Origin of the sequence: Microbispora sp. NPDC046933, assembly GCF_040644635.1 — a bacterium.
GTDB lineage: Bacteria > Actinomycetota > Actinomycetes > Streptosporangiales > Streptosporangiaceae > Microbispora.
Genome location: NZ_JBEYWW010000013.1, coordinates 184,059 through 201,928, shown reverse-complemented (window position 1 = coordinate 201,928; position 17,870 = coordinate 184,059). Strand labels below are relative to the sequence as shown.

Genomic DNA, 17,870 nt, shown 5'->3' with positions numbered 1-17,870 from the left:
GCCAGAGGGCGTTCCGCCCCTGCTCATCGGCATGTCGATCGACGAGGCCCGCAACGTCATGACTCTCTGGGGTAGCCCAGAGGATGTGTTCGCTGCCCCTGGTGAGGCGCCCCGGCTGAGAGTTCGGGATGAGGGTCTTACTCGAGATATCTTCGCTCACATTGGTGACGACGGAACAGTTTCTGCTATCGAGGTGTGGAAGCCGATTCCATCCAAGTGTCAGGGGGAAGCTGTTCGTGTACTTTATGGCGATATGGACATCTTTGCTTTGCCTGCGAACGATGTTATTCGCTCTTTTCGTGACCGGGGGATCGAGGTTGATGAATCCGATCCCTTCTATCCGAACTGCCCACGGCTTACCCTGGGATTTAATCGGGAAGGTGGGGACGATATAGAAGGGGAATTGGGGGTTGCGCGATTCTTTGAATCCGTTCTTGTTGCTCGGCCCGGCTATTACGAGTAGCCTCTATTTCGAATTGCCAGGGCGTGCGACTGGGAGTCTCGCGCCGTTTCCGGTAGGCGGCGGGCTTCGGCGACGGTGAGGGGTTCGATGCGCTGGCGGTGTCCGGCGCTGACCTGGACGTTGCGGGCCAGGTCGTCTTCGCGGATGGACGGCGACGTGGTCCAGCCAGTGCATGAGGTAGTCGGCTACCGATGGGTCCTCGGTGGTGCGGGGAGTTGCGGACGGCAATGTATCCGCCGTGCAGGCCAGCGGGAGCCGATAGCATGCGGCAGGTGTCCGGAACGTCCGCACTTGCCGCCCCTCGCCAGGATGCCGCGCCGCGCCGGGCCTCCTGGACGCTGTCGCCGTACGCGCTGCCGCTGAACGCCCTGCGGATCCTCGCGAAGTGCGCCCTGCCGCTGATTCTCTGGTTCTCCGCCGGACGGTTGGTGCGCTGGGCGCTGCTCCTGCTGGCCGCGACCATCTCGCACGGTTCGTGGTACCAGGCCCGCCTCGTCGTGGTGATGTTCCTCTTCACACTGGTCGTGATGACGTCGCTCGCCACCACCGTCGGCATGCTGTACGTCGTCCGCGAGGCGCTGCTGGAGACCCAGGCCCGGCGTGCGGGCGGCGAGGCCAAGGAGAGCCTGCTGAACGCGCTCAACCGGACCGCGCTCGTCTTCGCCGGCATCTACACGACCTGGGGGTTCGTCAAGGACGACGTCCGCGCGTTCATGAACATGGACCTGCTCAGGGCGCCGACTCAGCTCTTCGACGATGCGGTGAAGGGCGAGCACAGCGGCGTCATGGCGGGGCTCATCAGCCTGGATCCGAAGGTGTCCCTGGTGACGATGGCCGTCGCGTACCTGGCCAAGCTGTACTTCGGCCGGCGTCACGAGGCCGGCAACGGACGCTTCTCCGGGATCATGGCGACGTTCGCCGAGCTCGCGTTCGCGTTCTACGGGCTCAACGCCCTGGCGGCCGCCGTGGGGGCACGCTCCGACTGGATCGGCGGACGGACCGCGGTCGCCGCCTGGCACGACTTCGCCGCCACGGCGGAAGCGAGCGTGCCGGGCTGGAAGGAGTTCTGGGGTCTGGTCGGCGAGATCTGGCCGTACGTGATCGACGCGCTCGCCGTTCCGCTCGCGTGGCTGACCGTCGGCATCCTCGTTTACGGCGCGTACGCGGAGGACACCCGGACCACGATCAGGGGAACCCGCCTGGAACAGGCGGCGGAACACCTGGAGCGCACCCACAACTGGACGCGTCTCGCCCTCGCGAAGTTGAGCGCCGGCTGGACCTCTCGGTGGATCCCGCTGCTCAACTCCCTGCGGCTCACCGTGCGCGGAGGAGCCCCCCTGTTCGGGCTGTTCGCGCTGTGCTACGTGGGCCTTGGCATCGGTGGCGACTACCTGGGCAGGGCGGGAGACTACCTGCTGGCGAGCGACACCCCGTACTTCTGGTTGGTGACAGTCGAGCCGGTCGGTTATGTGAAGGACCTCGTCGTCACAGCGGTGACAATGTGCCTGGTCGCCGCCACCTTCGACCTGGCGGCGACCCGTTCCCGGCTGGAGGGCCGGGCGCCCCTCACCGGCGAAACCTCAGAACCTGATCGTCCTTCTCCGTCGAGTTGAAGGCGTCCTTCAAGAAGTCCTCGGTGGACTGGCCGGGCACGTCCCGATAAGTGCTCGGCCGCAGGATGACCTCGACTTCGTCGGCCGCGGAGCGCGGAACCACGCCCATCATCTCCAGCCGGTACGGCGTGCCGACCTTGTTCTCCTTCACGTCGAAGGGCGTCTCGTCGTTCAGCTTCTCCAACTGCCATGTGCGCCCGGCGCGGTCGGTGAGCTTGACCTCCACCGGCGCTCCGTGACGGATGGCGCCTTCGGCGTCGAGCGCGGTCCTGGTCGCCACGATCTTCAACCACTGTCGGTCGGATCGCTCCGGCTTGCCGGTGGGGTCGTTGACCTTCTCGACGCTCACGCGCCACGACACGTGCTGCCACACGCCTGCCTGCCCCGCCGGGACGACGTGGACGACGTAGTGCGGCTGCAAGATGTCGTAGGCGCGATAGCCGAACCAGGAGGGGACGGCGACGGCGAGTACGGCGGAGAGCACGGTGCTCCCGACAAGGAGGCCGGTTCGCCTGGTCCGTGTGGGCGGCGTGGCGGCCGGCTCTCCGGAAGGCTCAGGGGAAGGGGGCGCCACCGGCGCGGGCGCCGTGGGCGGCGGCGGAAGTGTCCGGTTCGCCCGGAGGGCTGGGAAGGGCTGGGTGGACCTGTCCTCCCCCTCGGGCTCCAAGGGGGGCCACACTCGCAGGTCCGTCGGCGGCTTCAGCCTGCCGGGGATGGGCACGGAGGGCGGCGCCGTCGGCATGGGCCGGGGAAGGGCTCCGCTGTAGGTGATGTCGGAGGGCTGCTCGGCCGGGGGAGCGAACCAGTCCCGGGAGTCCGGGCCGTTCCTCGGAGGGGTTCCGTCCATGGGCGTCTCGGTCATCCGCTCTTGCTCACCAGTGAGTGGTACTCCTCCGCCTGCGAGATCAAGTGTGTGGCGGCGCTGCCGGACAGCCCAAGGTCGATCTCCGCCTCGGGAGAGCGGCCGTCCACGAGACCCCCGCCCGTGTCCGGATTGAAGACCAGGCGAGCTCCCGGCACGGCATCCTCCGGCACCTCGTAGACGAGCACTCCGCTCGACCAGAACCCTGGCTGCAGCCACTTGTTGAACAGCGTCAGGGAGTCGCTCACCTTGTCCGTCGGCCGGTACCGGCGGCCGTCCTCGGTCAGCAGCGTCGGAGGCGCGGAGGGGCGCAGTCGCACTGGCGCACGGGCGGTGGTGGCGGAGACCTCGATCAGGAGGAAGAGGTTGCTCGTCTCGACTTTGGTCACCTTGTTGGAGAAGTCCACGGTGTCCACGGCGCGGGCCGCGCTTACCGACGTGACTTTCACCGCGAAGCGGTTGGTCTCCACTATCTCGCCGATCCGGCCCTTGTAGGTCAGGAACGAGGTGCGCTGTTCGTAGGACATCGTGAAGTTCTGCTGCACGTAGACCGCCGCCGCCGCGAGCGCGATCCCGGCCACCCCTGCGGCGACACGCCGCATCAGCCCGCGCCGGGGCGGCCTGCGGCTCGCGGCACGACGGGCCGTACGGCTGTCCGCCTGGGTGAGCGTCATCAGCTGCTCTCCTTCCGTACGGGAAGGGTGATCCGCGCGGCCACCTCAGGCTCGAAGGAGCCCTTGTCGTCCTTGAGCTCGCCCGAGAGCCACCAGTCATGGGTCTGGTCGCGCAGGCCGAGCTCCTCGTACACGAACGAGCCCACGTCGAGGCTGATCTCCGGGGGTGCGGTCGCGGTGGGCTCGAGGTCGTACTTCACCACGACCGTGGTGGTGATTCCGGGATGCAGTTGCTGGCTTTCGATGCCCAGACTGAGCACGGAGATCTTGGGACCGTACTTGGTCTTGATCTCCGGACGGGTCCGCAGCAGGGAGCTGGCGAAGGTCGTGCTCCGGGAGAAGCCCTTACCCGGCTCGGGCATGAGGCCGACCGAGGCGGTGTTCTCGCCCATGTTGGTGACCTTGAGGACGAGCTCCAGGTAGCGCTTGGTATCGCCGAAGTCGCCCTTCTCGGTGGTGTCGATCGCCTTGATGAACTGGGTGCGGAACTGCCCCTGGTCGATCGTGTCCCCGGGCGAGACCGTGGGCGGCGGCTTCTCCTGAGCCTCGGTGAAGCCGCCGAAGGCGGCGGTGACGCCGACGCCCACCACGGCCAGCGCGAGGGCGACCGGGACGAGGACCGGGCGTCGTCGGCGGGCGCCATTCGGGGATGACGTCATGGCAAGCGATGGTAGTACGACCACACTTGCCCCATTGGTCGCAATGGTTCGGCCCCCCGCGCGGAAATACGTCCGAATGGCGAGAAGCCCGCCCTGACAGGGCTTCCAGCTCCTACGCTGTGACCGAGGCGGACATGGAGGGCCCGTGGGCGACCCGCACCCCGAGCATGCCCAGTTGCAGGCGGACCGGATCTACCTGGGCTGGCAGTACGCGCTGCTGTACCCGGATCCAGGGCCGCCGCCGAAGCGACCGGCCAGGGAGGACGTCACCGAGCCTCCGGTGGACACCGAGTGGATCCACCGGGAGCGGCTCCAGAAGGACCTGCTCAACCGCCCGGTCCGGATCTTCCGTACGTTCATGGCAGTGGTGGCCGCGGGGATCCTCGTCCTCGGCGTGACCGGCCTGCTCACCTGGTCGTTCGTGGCGCTCGGCCTGGTCGCCGCGGGCGGTGTGGCCGCCATCTGCACCTACGCCATCCGGCAGGGGGACCGTACGGTCAACGAGCGGCTCGACGAGCGCCGCCGCAAGGCGCTGCGCGAGCAGGAGCGGCGCCAGCGGGAGATCGTCACGGCCCAGGAGGAGCACGCCGCGAAATACCGCGACTGGGCCGAGAAGAAGAACCGCTTCGACAGGCAGATCAACTGGTATGCCGTGGCGGTGCCCGACGACATCGACCGGGTCGACGTGGCCGGGGGCACGCTGACCGGCTGGTCGGCGCTGGTCACGTTGATCGGCGCGACCCGGCTCTACAGCGGCGGCCACCTGACCGTGCTCGACCTGTCGGAGGGCGCGATCGCCAAGGACCTGATCGAGCTGGCGCGCCGGGGCGGGGACGACCCGCTCGTCTGGGTGCTCCCGGTGGACCTGCCCCGGCTCGACCTGGGCGCGACGCTCAAGCCGGAGGCGTTCGCCGACGTGCTCGCCCACGTGGTGAGCGTCAGCGAGGAGACCAGCAGGGACATCGGGTTCGACAACGCGATCCTGGAGCGCGTGCTGGAGGTCCTCGGCGAGAACGCGACGATCAGCCAGGTCACCGCCGCCCTGCGGGCGCTCGCACAGGTGGGCGACCCGCGCGACGACATGAGGTGCGGCCTGCTCACGGCGTCGCAGCTCGAACGCATCGGCACGCTGTTCGGCCGGGGCGTGGCCGACCGGGTGGTCATCGAGCGGGCCTGGGCGCTGGAATCCCAGCTGCGCAAACTGGAGACGCTGGGCTCTGAGGCCGTACGGCTGCCGCCCGCGCGGCTGCGGGTCGTCAGCATGGACCGGCAGGCGGGGGTCTTCGGCAACCGGGTGCTCGGGACCTACGTCGCGACCGCGCTCACGCACATCCTGCGCCAGTCGCCGGCCAGCGAGCGGCCCTGGTACCACACGATCATCGTGGCGGGCGCGGACAAGCTGCGCGGCGACGTGCTCGACCGGCTCATGGACGCCTGCGAGACCTCGCGCACCGGGCTCGTGCTGACCTACCGCAGCCTCACCCCGACCGTACGGGAGCGGCTCGGCCGGGGACACGCGGCGGTCGCGTTCATGCGCCTGGGCAACGCCGAGGACGCCCGGGTGGCCAGCGAGCACGTCGGCACCGAGCACCGCCTGGAGCTCGCCCAGCTCACCGAGACGTTCAGCTCGGCGGTCAACGGCCCGAGCGGCTTCTACACCTCCACGGTCGGCGAGAGCCGTACGGAGGGGGAGGAGAAGAGCGAGGGCGACCTGCGGGAGGACATCACCGAGTCGACCGAGTGGGGACGGCGCGCGCCCACGGTCGCCGACGGGGTCCTGCAGCGGTCGCGGGAGTTCCTGGTCGAGCCGCACCAGCTCCAGCAGCTCCCCACGACCTCCGTGATCGTCACCTACTCGACGGCGGAGGGACGCCAGGTGCGCCTCGCGGACGCGAACCCGGCGATACTCACCTTCCCCAAGACGACGCTGGGGGAGTTCGAGGAGATCCGGCGGGCCGCCCTGGCGCCCCCGGAGCCCGAGCCCGAGCTGGAGGAGTCCGCACTGCCCGACGTGCCCCCGAACCTCGGCCCGCCGCCGCCCCGCCTCGACTGGCGCAAGCGGCCATGACCGCTCCCGAAACGTCGTACGCGCCCATGACACCGTCCGCTGTCGGTAAGGGCATCGTCAACCGGGGTGTGCGGGCGTGATCGTTGAAGGAGTCTCTCCCCTGTTCGTCGTCACCTGAGGGGTCTGATGCAGCCGTTTCCCCTGAGCGGGCCGTGGTACCGGATTCAGGCGATCACCGCCCCATCGCGTAGTTCGTCCGCGGAGTGGGACTTCGTCACGGTGCTCCCCGCGGTCCTGTCCGCCGCGCAGCGCAACCGGCCGTTCGTCATCGGCTGGCTGTCGCGGGGTTCGGGTGCGCCGCTGGAGCTCATCACCAACGCGGGGCCGCTCACGCCGCCCAAGCCGCCGCGGCGCGCGGCGGCGGCTCCCGAGCCGCCGGTCACCGGTCCGCAGCCGCTGCTGTTCCCCGGCGGCGCGCGCGGCGTGGAGATCGGCGACGAGTGGCTGGCCGACCTCGCCGACCTCGTCTGGACGCCGTGCCCCGGACGCCAGGCCCCGCCGCTCTACGGACGGCGCGAGCCGGAGCCCGACGAGCCCAAGCGGCCCACGCTGTTCGAGTCGACGCTGGTCACCCTCATGTCCCGGCCGTTCGCGTGGGTGGTGGTCGCCGAGCCGACCGACCTGCTCGACGCCGAGGTGGCCCATCTGCGCACCCAGCTCAACGTGCTGCGCCAGTACGGCGACGCCTCGGAGCGGTCGCGGTTCGACGCGGAGCGGGCCGAGCGCAGGATGCAGGAGCTGGACGCCTTCCGCGAGGCCGGGCTGTGGAACGTCCGGGTGCTCGCCGGCGCGGCCGGCCCCGACGAACTGCGCCAGATCGCTCCGGTGCTGGTCGGCTCGGTGGAGATGAGCCACCACCCCTACCGCTTGCGCAGCGCGATGTCGCTGCCCGCCCTTACCGGCGACGGCACCTGCGAGTCCGTGTACGGCTTCGGCGAGGCGCTGACCGTCAACCTGCAGGACTCGGCCGACGGCGCGGCGGCGCCGTTCGCGGCGACGGCCGGGGCGCTCGCCGCGCTCGCCGGGCTGCCGCGCCGTGAGGTGCCGGGGGTGCGGGTGCTCGACGCGGGCTTCTTCGACGTGACGAGCGAGGCCGAGGTCGAGGGCTCGGCGGAGACCGTGGACCTCGGCGCGATCGTCGACGGGCAGGACCGCGCCGTCGGAACGTTCCGGGTGCCGCTGGCCACGCTGAACCGTCACGCCTTCGTCACCGGCGCCACCGGCTCGGGCAAGTCGCAGACCGTACGTCACCTGCTGGAGCAGCTCACCAAGGCGGGCATCCCGTGGCTGGCGATCGAGCCGGCCAAGTCGGAGTACGCCGCGATGGCCGGCCGGGTCGAGCACCTGGCCCCGCTGACCGTCATCAACCCCTCGGCGCCCGACAACGTGCCGATCAGCGTCAACCCGCTCGCGCCCGAGCCCGGCTATCCCGTGCAGGCCCACATCGACATGGTCAGGGCGCTGTTCATGGCGGCCTTCGACGCCGAGGAGCCGTTCCCGCAGATCATGTCGCTGGCGCTGCAGCGCGTCTACGAGGCCAACGGCTGGGACGTCGTCACCGGCGGCGGCATCCCGGGGGCCGCCGTGCAGCCGGCCGTACCGACCCTGGAGCAGCTCCAGCAGCACGCCCTCGAGGTCATCCAGGAGATCGGGTACGGCAACGAGGTCCAGGCCGACGTCGAGGGCTTCATCAGCCTGCGCCTGCGCAGCCTGCGCGTCGGCAGCGCGGGCCGGTTCTTCGAGGGCGGCCACCCGGCCGACATCGGCGGTCTGCTCCAGCGCAACGTGGTGCTCGCCATCGAGGACGTGGCCAACGACGAGGACAAGGCGTTCCTCATGGGCACGCTCATCATCCGCATCGTCGAGCACCTGCGGATGCGCGCCCGCTCGGAACCGCGCTCCGAACCACGGGCCGAGGACGGCGTCGGCGGCCTGCGGCACGTCATCGTCATCGAGGAGGCCCACCGGCTGCTGCGCGACCGGGGCTCCCAGCGGGCCTCCACCCACGCCGTCGAGCTGCTGGCCGGGATGCTCGCCGAGATCCGGGCGTACGGCGAGGGCATCATCGTGGCCGAGCAGATCCCCACCAAGCTCGTCTCCGACGTGGTGAAGAACACCGCGCTCAAGGTCGTGCACCGGCTCCCGGCCGAGGACGACCGCGCGCTCGTCGGCGCGGCGATGAACCTGAGCGAGGACCAGTCGCGCCAGGTGGTGTCGCTCCAGCCGGGCTTCGCCGCGGTGTTCGCCGACGGCATGGACCGGCCGCTGCGTGTCCAGGTGCCGCTGGGCGAGGACCGCGAGCGCGAGACGCTCGGCCCGGTGCCGCCGATCTGCGGGCGCCGCTCGGCCGCCTGCGGGCGTGAGTGCCGTACGGGGAAGGCGTGCACGCTGGTCGAGCTGCGCGAGGCCGACCTGCTCGCGGTGGCACCGGAGTGGGCGTGGCTGCGGATCTGGACCGACACGGTCGTCCTGGCGTTCGTGACGAACCGGTCGCTGCCGGGCGTGCCGCGCGTGCTGGCCGACATCTGGGCGGAGCTGCCGCCGAAACGGCGCGAGTGCCTGCTGGCAACGCTGGTCGAGCGGTCGGTCGCGCGCCGCGCCTGGTCGCTGCGGACGTGGTTCGACCCGGCGCTGCTCACGGAGAAGGCCGCCGAGGTCGCCGCAGGGTTGCTCGCGGCGGGTCAGGCGGACGGCGCGGAGAGCGAGCCGCCGATGCGGGCGGGCGAGCGGCCGGGCGCGGCCTGGGTGATCCCGCAGGTCCGCTGGCTGCACGAGGTGGACCGGCTGTTCCCGTTCGGGCATCCCGCGCCCAACCTGCGCAGCCCGGCCCCGGCGATGGAGTATCCGCTGTTCGGCACCGACCCCGCCGGCCGGCCGTACCCGCACCAGGGGGTCAACGGATCCGAGCCGGCCGAGGGCGGGGTCGCGGTCGGCGTGCGCACCGAGTTGCTCGGCCACCGCGCGAAGGCGCTGCGCCACCACCCGCTGTCGATGGAGGTGGACCGCAACCGCGCGCTGGCCTGGCGGGTCATCCTGGGCGACGACGAGCACGAGGGCATCCAGCGCGACGTGACGACGGTCGCGATCGGGGTCGAGCCGCGCGAGCGGGTCAAGTACGTGGCTCAGACGATGAGCGCGGGCTGGCTGGAGACCGTGCTGTCCTGGCCGCGCCGGTTCGTGCTGCCGTTCGACGGCGACACCCCAGCGGAGCTGTCCTTCGGATCGTGACATCCGCGTAGCCGACTAGGATCGCGGCATGAGTCAGCTTCCGTTGCGGGCGCAGCTCGCCAGCGCCCTGGGCCGCACGGCCGCGACGCTGTCCAGGGCCACCGGGCGTGGCGACGGCTCGGTGATCGGCGGCAGGGTCGGCCTCATGCTGGAGCCCGACCTGCTGCGCAAGCTCGCGGCCGACCGCAAGCTCGTCCTGGTCAGCGCCACGAACGGCAAGACCACGACGACGCGTCTCATCACCTCGGCGCTGCAGGAGCTCGGCGACGTGGCGACGAACGCGTTCGGCGCCAACATGCCCGCCGGGCACGTGTCGGCGCTCGCCTCCAACAAGGACGCGCCGTACGGCGTGCTGGAGGTCGACGAGAAGTACCTTCCCGAGGTCCTCGACACGACCAACGCCGGCATCGTCTGCCTCATGAACCTGAGCCGCGACCAGATGGACCGGGCGGCCGAGATCTGGCTGCTGGCCCAGAAGTGGCGCCGCGCGCTCGCCGGCCGACCCGTCCACGTGATCGCCAACTGCGACGACCCGCTGGTCACCTGGGCCGCGTCCGCCGCGGCCGGGGTCACCTGGGTGGCGGCGGGGCAGCGCTGGCGCGAGGACTCCTGGTGCTGCCCGGAGTGCGGCGGCCCGCTCGACCGCGCCGGGTTCGGCAACGGCGGTCAGAGTCTCACCCCGGCCCAGATGGCCGACACGAACTGGGCGTGCCGTGAGTGCGCCTTCCGCCGGCCCCAGCCCGGCTGGGTGCTCGACGGGGAGTACGTGACCGACCCCCGGGGTCAGCACTGGCGCCTGGACCTCCAGCTTCCCGGCCAGGCCAACCGGGCGAACGCCGCCGTCGCGCTGGCGGTCGCCGCGACGCTCGGCCTCGACCCCGGCCGGGCGCTGCCCCGGCTGCGTGCGGTGACCTCTGTCGCCGGGCGTTACACGACCGTCGAGCGGGACGGCCGGTCGCTGCGGCTGCTGCTGGCCAAGAACCCGGCCGGCTGGCTGGAGGCGTTCGACGTCGCCGACCCGGCGCTGCCGATCATCCTGTCGGTCAACGCGCAGGGTCCGGACGGCCGCGACACCTCCTGGCTGTGGGACGTCGACTACCGCATCCTGCGCGGCAGGCCCGTCCTCGTCACCGGCGAGCGCCGCCTCGACCTCGCGCTGCGGCTGGCCGTGGCCGGGGTTCCCTTCCAGCTCTGCGACTCGTTCGAGCAGGCGGTGGGCCTCCTCGCGCCCGGCAAGATCGACGTGATCGCCAACTACACCGCGTTCCAGCAGATCCGAGCGGAGTTCGGCCGTGCAGTCTGAATTGTCCATCGTCTGGATCTATCCCGACCTTCTCAGCACGTACGGAGACCAGGGCAACGTCCTGGTGCTGGAGCAGCGGGCCCGGGCCCGGGGCATCCCGACCAGGACCCTCCACGTGCGCTCATCCGATCCCGTGCCGCAGCAGGGCGACGTCTACCTGATCGGCGGCGGCGAGGACCGGCCGCAGATCCTCGGAGCCGAGCGGCTGCGCCGCGACGGCGGCCTGCACGCAGCGATCCAGCGCGGCGCGGCCCTGCTGGCGGTCTGCGCCGGCTACCAGATCATGGGCACGGTGTTCGGCGGCGAGGAAGGACAGCCGGTGCCCGGCGTCGGCCTGCTGGACATCAGCTCGGGGCGGGGTGAGCGGCGCGCCGTCGGCGAGCTGGCCGCCGAGGTGGACCCCGCCCTGGGGCTGCCCACGCTGACCGGGTTCGAGAACCACATGGGCGTGACCAGGCTCGGCCCCGGCGTGCGCCCGCTGTCGCGGACCCTCGTCGGCACCGGCAACGGCGACGGCACCGAGGGCTGCTACGCCGGACGGGTCATCGGCACCTACCTGCACGGGCCGGCGCTCGCCCGCAACCCCGCGCTGGCCGACCTGCTGCTGAGCTGGGTGACCGGGCCGCTGCCCCCGATCGACGACAGCTGGTATCAGGCGCTGCGCGACGAACGCCTGCGCGCGGTGCTGCCGAGCTGATCAGTCAGCAGGTCTTGGCCACTCAGCAGATGCCGGCCGGTCAGTAGATCAGCGCCTGCACGCCCTCGCCCAGGGCCTCCTCGACGAACGTGGAGGCCCCGGCGATGCGCACGCCGTCGATCACGTCGTCCACGGTGATGTCCCTGCGGGCGGCGCACTGGGTGCACAGCGTGACCCTGCCCGCGGCGAGCACGGCGTCGAGCATGTCCTCCAGCGGCGCGGCCTCGGACAGGGTGAACTCCTTGGCCCGTCCCGGCAGCGCGAACCAGGAGGATTCGCCGGTCAGCCACAGCGAGACCGGGACACCGCTCGCCAGCGCGGCCGCCGCGACCGTGAACGCCTGGTTGCAACGCTCCGGGGCGTCCGCCCCCGCCGTCACCTTGATGACCAGTGATCGTGCCATGCTGGCAGCCTAGTCCGCCGGGGTCGCAGGCGCGGCGCCGCGTACCGTACAAGTTGGGCAATCCGTGCATGCCGCGCGTGGTGCGAGAGGCCGCTCGCGCGCCTCTAAGCTCGTTTCCATGGACGTACATCCCGACCTCGAGCCGATCGCCTTCCTCCTGGGCCGCTGGGAGGGGGCCGGGGTGATCGGCTATCCCACCATGGAGAGCGCCAACTTCGGCCAGGAGATCGTCTTCGGGCACAACGGGAAGCCGTTCCTGACCTATGAGAGCCGCACGTGGCTGCTCGACGCCGAGGGCAACAAGGTCCGGCCTCTGTCCACGGAGACGGGTTTCTGGCGGATCCAGCCCGAGCGCCATATCGAGGTCTGCCTCGCGCACCCGACCGGCATCGTCGAGATCTACGTGGGGGAGGTCGTCTTCCACAAGATCGAGCTGCGCACGGACGTGGTCGCCCGGACCACGACGGCCAAGGAGTACAACGCGGGCCACCGGCTCTACGGCCTGGTCGACGGCAACCTCATGTACGCCTACGACATGGCGGCGATGGGGCACCCGCTGCAGTCGCACGCCTCGGCGGAGCTCAAGCGGGTCGGCGACTTCGACGAATAGAACTTCGACGAACGGAAGGGAAAAGAAAGAACCCCGGGCGCGCTCCGCCTCCTGACGAGGCGGGCCGGCTGGACCATGACCGGGACGGAAGTCGTCCACGGCCGCCGGCTGCCCGGGGTTCCGGTGTCTGTTGAGGATTCGCCAGGACGTCGTCCGACATCCAGACGGAAGGTCCAGATGGACGAGTCCTAGCGGACAGCCACCTCGCTAGCCCAAGAATGATCAACCATTGTTTGGACCACCTCCCTTCTGCGTGCCTTCACGCTATGCGAGCCGCCCAGGCGCGGGCAAACGATTAATCCGGCGAAGTTCGCGCCCCTCCTGTGACAGCCGGGGAGATGCCGCCGGAGGCGGCCGGGGGAGTGTCCCGGCGAAGGCTGCCCGTCGCGAGCCCGGGCCGCGCGTAGGAGGGCATGTTCCGCCGGGCACGGCCTAAACTCTGGGCATGGCCGAGACTTGGCACGAGGAGCTGCGGGCCCGCGGCTACCGGATCACCCCCCAGCGCCAGCTCGTGCTGGAAGCGGTCACCGAGCTGGGACACGCCACGCCGGAGGACATCTGCTCCCGCGTGCAGCAGACGGCCAGGGGGGTCAACATCTCGACGGTCTACCGGACCCTTGAGCTCTTGGAGGAGCTCGGGCTGGTGACGCACACCCATCTCGGTCACGGCGCTCCCACCTATCACCTCGCCTCCGAGGCCGACCATGTCCACCTGGTCTGCCGGGGCTGCGGCGAGGTGACGGAGGTGGCCCCGGAGATGGTGGACGGCCTCGTCTCCACGCTCGACGCGGAGCTGGGCTTCGCGACCGACGTCCGCCATCTCACCGTCTTCGGCAATTGCCGCAAATGCCGACATGAAAGATCATGAGCTGTTCCCGGGCGCGCCGGGTGCGTCGCATCCCGTCATCGCATAACGGAAAGTAACGCTACAACCGCGAAACGTGAAGCGGTTTCTTCCAGGCGTGAACGTGAACAGCCGGGATCGCTCGCTGGATTATGTTGAACGCATGCGGAGCCCTTTGCTTGACACACCCGGCGCGGTGGCCGCGCAGGCGCCGGACGAGACGGTCGCGGCCCACTACGGCGATCCCTACGCCGAGCAGCGCGCGCTGGCCGGCGGGCGGGCGCTGGTCGACCGGAGCAATCACGAGGTCGTGCGGATCACCGGGCCCGACCGGCTGAGCTGGCTCAACAGCCTCAGCTCACAGAAGCTCGACACGCTCCAGCCGGGCACGCCCACCCAGGCGCTGCTGCTCGACCTGCAGGGCCGCGTCGAGCACCACCTCACGCTCGTGGACGACGGCGAGGCCGTGTGGGCCCACGTGGAGCCGGGCACCTCGGCCGAGCTGGTCTCCTTCCTGGAGAAGATGCGGTTCATGCTGCGTGTCGAGGTCGCCGACGTCACCTCGGACTACGCGCTGGTCTCGCTCGCCCCGCCCCCTCCTGCCCCGAGCGCCGACGCAGCCCCGGAAGGGGCCGACCCGGCCGGTGCGGCGGGTGCGGCTGTGGAAGGGGCCGTTCCAATGGGCGGCGACCTGCTCGTGCCGCGCGAGCGGCTGGGCGGCCTCCCGGCCGAGCTGGGCCTGCGTCCCGCCGGTCTGTGGGCCTACGAGGCGCTGCGCATCGCCGCGCACGTGCCCCGGCTCGGGTTCGAGACCGACCACAAGACGATCCCCCACGAGGTCGGCTGGATCGGCGTGGCCGTCCACCTGACCAAGGGATGCTACCGGGGGCAGGAGACGGTCGCCCGTGTCCACAACCTCGGTCACCCGCCCCGCCGCCTGGTCTTCCTGCACCTCGACGGAAGCGTGGACGAGCTGCCTCCGCACGGCGCCCCGGTGACCCTCGGCGTCGGCACGCCGGTCGAGGCCGAGCCGGAGGCCGCAGTGGAAGGCTCCGCCGAGCCTGGGCAGATCGGTTTCGTGGGCTCGTCGGCCCGCCACCACGAGCTGGGCCCGATCGCCCTCGCGGTCGTGAAGCGCACGGTGCCGGTGGACATCGGCCTGCTGGCCGGCGGTGTGGCGGCGAGCCAGGAGGTCGTGGTGCCGCCGGACGCCGGACGCAACGTGAAGATCGACCCCGCCCTCCGCCGCCGCATCCGCTAGTGCGCTGTCCACCAACGTTCACCGGCGTGGAGGGAGCGGAGCGGAAGGGAGCGAGGACCGCAGCGAAAGCCCCGCGAAGCGGGCTTCGAGAGGGCCGGATCCCTTCCGGCGCAGTGACCGACCCGGCCAAGGTTCGTGGACACCCACTAGAGGGTTTCCGGCCGGTGTCCAAGGCGCCCGTCTAACGGCGGGCCCACCACCGCCGGGTGCGGAGCGCCGCGAGCACGGCACCCGTCTAACGGCGGGCCCACCACCGCCGGGTGCAGAGCGCCGCGAGCACGGCGCCCGCCGCGTTGAGGATCACGTCGTCCACGGAGCTCACCCGCCCGAGCCGCAGGCCGTACTGGAGGAGTTCGACGCCGAGCGAGGCGGTGGCCGCGACGACGGCCACCGCCGCAGGCGAGGCGAAGCGCGCGGAGCGGACCGGGAGCATCGCGCCGAGCGCGGCGAAGACCAGGAGGTTGCCGCCGATCTGCACGACCGCCGCTCCCGGAGACGACCGCGTGATCTGGCCCGCCAGGTCGACCAGGGGGACGACGTGCACGCCCTCCTCCGTCCCCGGCGTGAGGATCATCCAGATCCAGGGTGCGGTCCCGGCCACCATGACCACGTCGGCGACGGCCGTACGGAGGGGAGCGGGATGTCCCCGGCGGGCGCGGCGGCGGGTGAGGAGCAGGACGGCGAGAGCGGCCACGGGAACGGCGCAGACGGTCGCGATGACGACATGTCCCCACGCGCTCCACGCCTCCCGCATGCGATCATGATGGCAGGCCGGGGGAGACCGTGACGGTCAGACGTCCAGGACGAGGGTGATCGGGCCGTCGTTGGTGAGGGTGACCTTCATGTCGGCGCCGAAGACGCCCGTCTCCACCCGCGCGCCGAGCGCCCGGAGCTCGGCCACCACGGCCTCCACCAGGGGCTCGGCCACCGGGCCGGGCGCGGCGGCCTGCCAGGTGGGCCTGCGGCCCCTGCGCGCGTCGCCGTACAGCGTGAACTGGCTGATCACCAGTAGCGGCGCGCCGATGTCGGAGCACGACTTCTCGCCGTGCAGGATGCGCAGCCCCCACAGCTTGGCGGCGAGCCTGGCCGCCTCGGCGCGCCCGTCGGTGTGGGTGACGCCCACGAGCACGAGCAGACCGGGTTCGTCGACGGCGCCGACGACCTGACCCTCCACCACAACGGACGCGGAGCTGACCCGCTGTACGACCGCACGCATGGCCCCGAATTCTGCCACGTCCGGGGGCTTCGTAGACTGCCCGTCATGTCGGAGATGCTCGTCGAGGTGGTCCGGTCGGGGTTCGTCGAGTCGGTGCACCGGGCACGCGTGCACGTGATCGGGGCGGACGGCGCCCCGGTCATGGTATGCGGCGACACGGCGAGCCTGACGTCGCCGCGTTCGGCCATGAAGCCCCTGCAGGCGCTCGCGATGGTGCGGGCGGGGCTGCCGCTCGAGAACGAGCTGCTCGCGCTCGCCGCCGCGAGCCACAGCGGCGAGCCCTTCCACATCGACGGCGTACGGAAGATCCTGGCGGGCGCGGGGCTGGACGAGACCTTCCTGCGCTGCCCGGAGGACCTGCCCCTCGACGAGGAGGCGCGCCGCCGGGTGCTGCGGGAGCACGGCGACGCCCGCCGGATCTTGATGAACTGCTCGGGCAAGCACGCGGCGATGCTCGCGACCTGCGTGGTCAACGGCTGGCCGGTCGACGACTACCGCAATCCCGGCCACCCGCTGCAGCGGGCCATCCGGGCGACGGTGGAGGAGATCACCGGTGAGCGGGTCGCGGCGACCGGCGTGGACGGCTGCGGCGCGCCGCTGTTGTTCGTCTCGATGGCGGGGGTGGCGCGCGCCTTCCGCACCCTCACGCTCGCCCCGGCCGGCTCGCCGGAGCGGCGCGTCGCCGACGCGATGCGCGCGCACCCCGAGTGGACGAGCGGCACCACCCGGGCCGAGAACCTGCTGATGCGGGCCGTTCCCGGGCTGCTGGTGAAGTCGGGCGCGGAGGCGTTCGACGCCTTCGCCGACGCCGAGGGCCGGGCCGGCGCCGTGAAGATCGTGGACGGCGGCGGCAGGGCCCGCGTGCCGGTCACCGTCGCGGCCCTGCGCGCCGCCGGGATCGACGCCCCGGAGCTGGCCGGGCTCGCCACCGCCCCGCTGTTCGGCGGCGGGGTCCCGGTCGGCGAGGTCCGCGTCCGTCCCGCCTGACCGGGCTGCCTGATCGGGCCGCCGGTCACTTCCAGACGCGGTCGAGGAACGCGGCGATCAGCGGTGCGATTTCGGGGAGCCGGTCCTCCAGCGCGAAGTGCCCGGTGTCGAGGACGTGCAGCTCGGCGTCGGGCAGGTCGCGCAGGTAGGCGTGGGCCCCGGGCTCGGGGAAGAACATGTCGTCGCGGCCCCACGTGATCAGCGTCGGCGGCCGGTGCTCGCGCAGCCAGGCCTGCCAGAGCGGGTAGCGCTCCACATTGGTGTGGTAGTCGAAGGCCAGCGCCACCTGGGCCTCCTTGCGCCCCGGCAGGTCGAGGAAGTGCTGGTCGAGGGTCCATCCGTCCGGGGCCACCAGCCGGGGATCGGCCGTGCCGCCCTCGTACTGGCCGCGGGTCATCTCCAGCGTCAGCAGCGCCCGGACCTTGTCCTCGTCGCCCTCGACGTCCGGCCGCAGCGCGATGAAGGCGCGGGCGCCGTCCGACAGGCCCTCCTCGTACGCGTTGCCGTTCTGCACGACGAGACCGGCGATCCACTCGGGGTGCCGGGCCGCCAGCCGGAAGCCCACCGGGGCGCCGAAGTCGAAGACGTACATGACGAACCGGGTCAGCCCGAGCCGTTCGACGAAGCCCTCCATCACGTCGGCGAGGTTGTCGAAGCCGTAGGTGAAGCCCGCGGGCGCCTCGGTGTGCCCGAAGCCGGGGTAGTCGGGCGCGATCAGCCGATATCGGGCTCCCAGCACGTCGATCAGCCGGCGGAACTGGTGCGACGCGGACGGGAACCCGTGGAGCAGCAGCATCACGGGGGCGTCGTCGCCGCCCTCCTCCGGCACCGACTCGCGGTAGAAGACCCGCACGTCTCCGACGTCGATGTGCCGGTGGAGTGTGCGCGGAACGGTGAACGGCGTCATATCTAATGCCTCCTCGTGCTGTCGACGCATTAGTTCTAACGTGGTGCCGCCTAATGCGTCAATGGATGGAGATAG

Annotated in this window: 17 protein-coding genes; 10 read left to right on the top strand and 7 right to left on the bottom strand. The window is 71.1% G+C overall.

Going from position 1 to position 17,870, the window contains the following annotated elements; genetic code table 11:
• The first annotated feature begins 31 nt into the window (after nt 1-31).
• Both ABZ857_RS19790 and ABZ857_RS19785 read left to right on the top strand, forming a co-directional pair.
• Nucleotides 32-463, top strand: a complete 432-nt coding sequence (locus ABZ857_RS19790; protein WP_357044816.1) for a hypothetical protein — start codon at nt 32-34, stop codon at nt 461-463.
• Between the two features lie 272 nt (nt 464-735).
• Nucleotides 736-2,076, top strand: coding sequence for a hypothetical protein (locus tag ABZ857_RS19785; protein WP_357044814.1), 1,341 nt, complete (start codon nt 736-738; stop codon nt 2,074-2,076).
• Here ABZ857_RS19785 and ABZ857_RS19780 read toward each other — a convergent pair.
• From ABZ857_RS19780 to ABZ857_RS19770, 3 genes are all read right to left on the bottom strand, one after another.
• Nucleotides 2,030-2,560: a hypothetical protein gene (locus tag ABZ857_RS19780; protein ID WP_357044812.1), complete on the bottom strand. Its 531-nt coding sequence runs from the start codon at nt 2,558-2,560 to the stop codon at nt 2,030-2,032. The genes ABZ857_RS19785 and ABZ857_RS19780 overlap by 47 nt on opposite strands.
• A 374-nt stretch (nt 2,561-2,934) precedes the next feature.
• Nucleotides 2,935-3,612, bottom strand: coding sequence for a DUF4352 domain-containing protein (locus ABZ857_RS19775; RefSeq protein WP_357044810.1), 678 nt, complete (start codon nt 3,610-3,612; stop codon nt 2,935-2,937).
• The gene (locus ABZ857_RS19770; protein WP_357044808.1) at nt 3,612-4,271 is read right to left on the bottom strand and encodes a hypothetical protein; all 660 of its coding nucleotides are present in this window, start codon (nt 4,269-4,271) and stop codon (nt 3,612-3,614) included. The genes ABZ857_RS19775 and ABZ857_RS19770 overlap by 1 nt, the downstream gene beginning before the upstream one ends.
• Nucleotides 4,272-4,416: 145 nt before the next feature.
• Here ABZ857_RS19770 and ABZ857_RS19765 point away from each other — a divergent pair, with 145 nt between their 5' ends.
• From ABZ857_RS19765 to ABZ857_RS19750, 4 genes are all read left to right on the top strand, one after another.
• The gene (locus ABZ857_RS19765) at nt 4,417-6,339 is read left to right on the top strand and encodes a hypothetical protein (RefSeq protein WP_357044806.1); all 1,923 of its coding nucleotides are present in this window, start codon (nt 4,417-4,419) and stop codon (nt 6,337-6,339) included.
• 126 nt (nt 6,340-6,465) lie between these two features.
• The gene (locus ABZ857_RS19760) at nt 6,466-9,567 is read left to right on the top strand and encodes an ATP-binding protein (RefSeq protein WP_357044804.1); all 3,102 of its coding nucleotides are present in this window, start codon (nt 6,466-6,468) and stop codon (nt 9,565-9,567) included.
• Nucleotides 9,568-9,595: 28 nt separating this feature from the next.
• Nucleotides 9,596-10,870: a MurT ligase domain-containing protein gene (locus ABZ857_RS19755; protein WP_357044802.1), complete on the top strand. Its 1,275-nt coding sequence runs from the start codon at nt 9,596-9,598 to the stop codon at nt 10,868-10,870.
• Nucleotides 10,860-11,567, top strand: coding sequence for a glutamine amidotransferase (locus ABZ857_RS19750; RefSeq protein ID WP_357044800.1), 708 nt, complete (start codon nt 10,860-10,862; stop codon nt 11,565-11,567). Before ABZ857_RS19755 ends, ABZ857_RS19750 begins: the two co-directional genes overlap by 11 nt.
• A 40-nt stretch (nt 11,568-11,607) precedes the next feature.
• Here the strand turns inward: ABZ857_RS19750 and ABZ857_RS19745 are convergent, their stop codons facing one another.
• The gene (locus ABZ857_RS19745) at nt 11,608-11,970 is read right to left on the bottom strand and encodes a DsrE family protein (protein WP_357044798.1); all 363 of its coding nucleotides are present in this window, start codon (nt 11,968-11,970) and stop codon (nt 11,608-11,610) included.
• 118 nt (nt 11,971-12,088) lie between these two features.
• Between ABZ857_RS19745 and ABZ857_RS19740 the strand changes: the two genes are divergently transcribed.
• The 3 genes from ABZ857_RS19740 to ABZ857_RS19730 all read left to right on the top strand — a co-directional run bounded on the left by ABZ857_RS19740 (nt 12,089) and on the right by ABZ857_RS19730 (nt 14,685).
• Entirely contained in the window at nt 12,089-12,580 is a 492-nt protein-coding gene (locus ABZ857_RS19740) for an FABP family protein (protein ID WP_357044796.1), read from the top strand.
• A gap of 445 nt (nt 12,581-13,025) precedes the next feature.
• Nucleotides 13,026-13,448: a Fur family transcriptional regulator gene (locus ABZ857_RS19735; protein ID WP_357044794.1), complete on the top strand. Its 423-nt coding sequence runs from the start codon at nt 13,026-13,028 to the stop codon at nt 13,446-13,448.
• Nucleotides 13,449-13,587: 139 nt separating this feature from the next.
• Nucleotides 13,588-14,685 carry a folate-binding protein gene (locus ABZ857_RS19730; RefSeq protein WP_357044792.1) on the top strand — a complete coding sequence of 366 codons (1,098 nt, stop codon included), beginning with the start codon at nt 13,588-13,590 and terminating at the stop codon, nt 14,683-14,685.
• Nucleotides 14,686-14,920: 235 nt separating this feature from the next.
• On the opposite strand, the gene ABZ857_RS19725 is transcribed toward ABZ857_RS19730, so the two are convergent.
• A complete protein-coding gene (locus ABZ857_RS19725) occupies nt 14,921-15,439 on the bottom strand; it encodes a VanZ family protein (RefSeq protein ID WP_357044790.1) in 519 nt (172 codons plus the stop codon).
• Between the two features lie 36 nt (nt 15,440-15,475).
• Complete coding sequence (gene dtd, locus ABZ857_RS19720; RefSeq protein WP_357044788.1) at nt 15,476-15,901, bottom strand: D-aminoacyl-tRNA deacylase; 426 nt, start codon at nt 15,899-15,901, stop codon at nt 15,476-15,478.
• A 45-nt stretch (nt 15,902-15,946) separates the two neighbouring features.
• Between dtd and ABZ857_RS19715 the strand changes: the two genes are divergently transcribed.
• A complete protein-coding gene (locus ABZ857_RS19715; RefSeq protein WP_357044786.1) occupies nt 15,947-16,888 on the top strand; it encodes an asparaginase in 942 nt (313 codons plus the stop codon).
• Nucleotides 16,889-16,913: 25 nt separating this feature from the next.
• Here the strand turns inward: ABZ857_RS19715 and ABZ857_RS19710 are convergent, their stop codons facing one another.
• Complete coding sequence (locus ABZ857_RS19710; RefSeq protein ID WP_357044784.1) at nt 16,914-17,795, bottom strand: alpha/beta hydrolase; 882 nt, start codon at nt 17,793-17,795, stop codon at nt 16,914-16,916.
• Nucleotides 17,796-17,870: the final 75 nt, after the last annotated feature.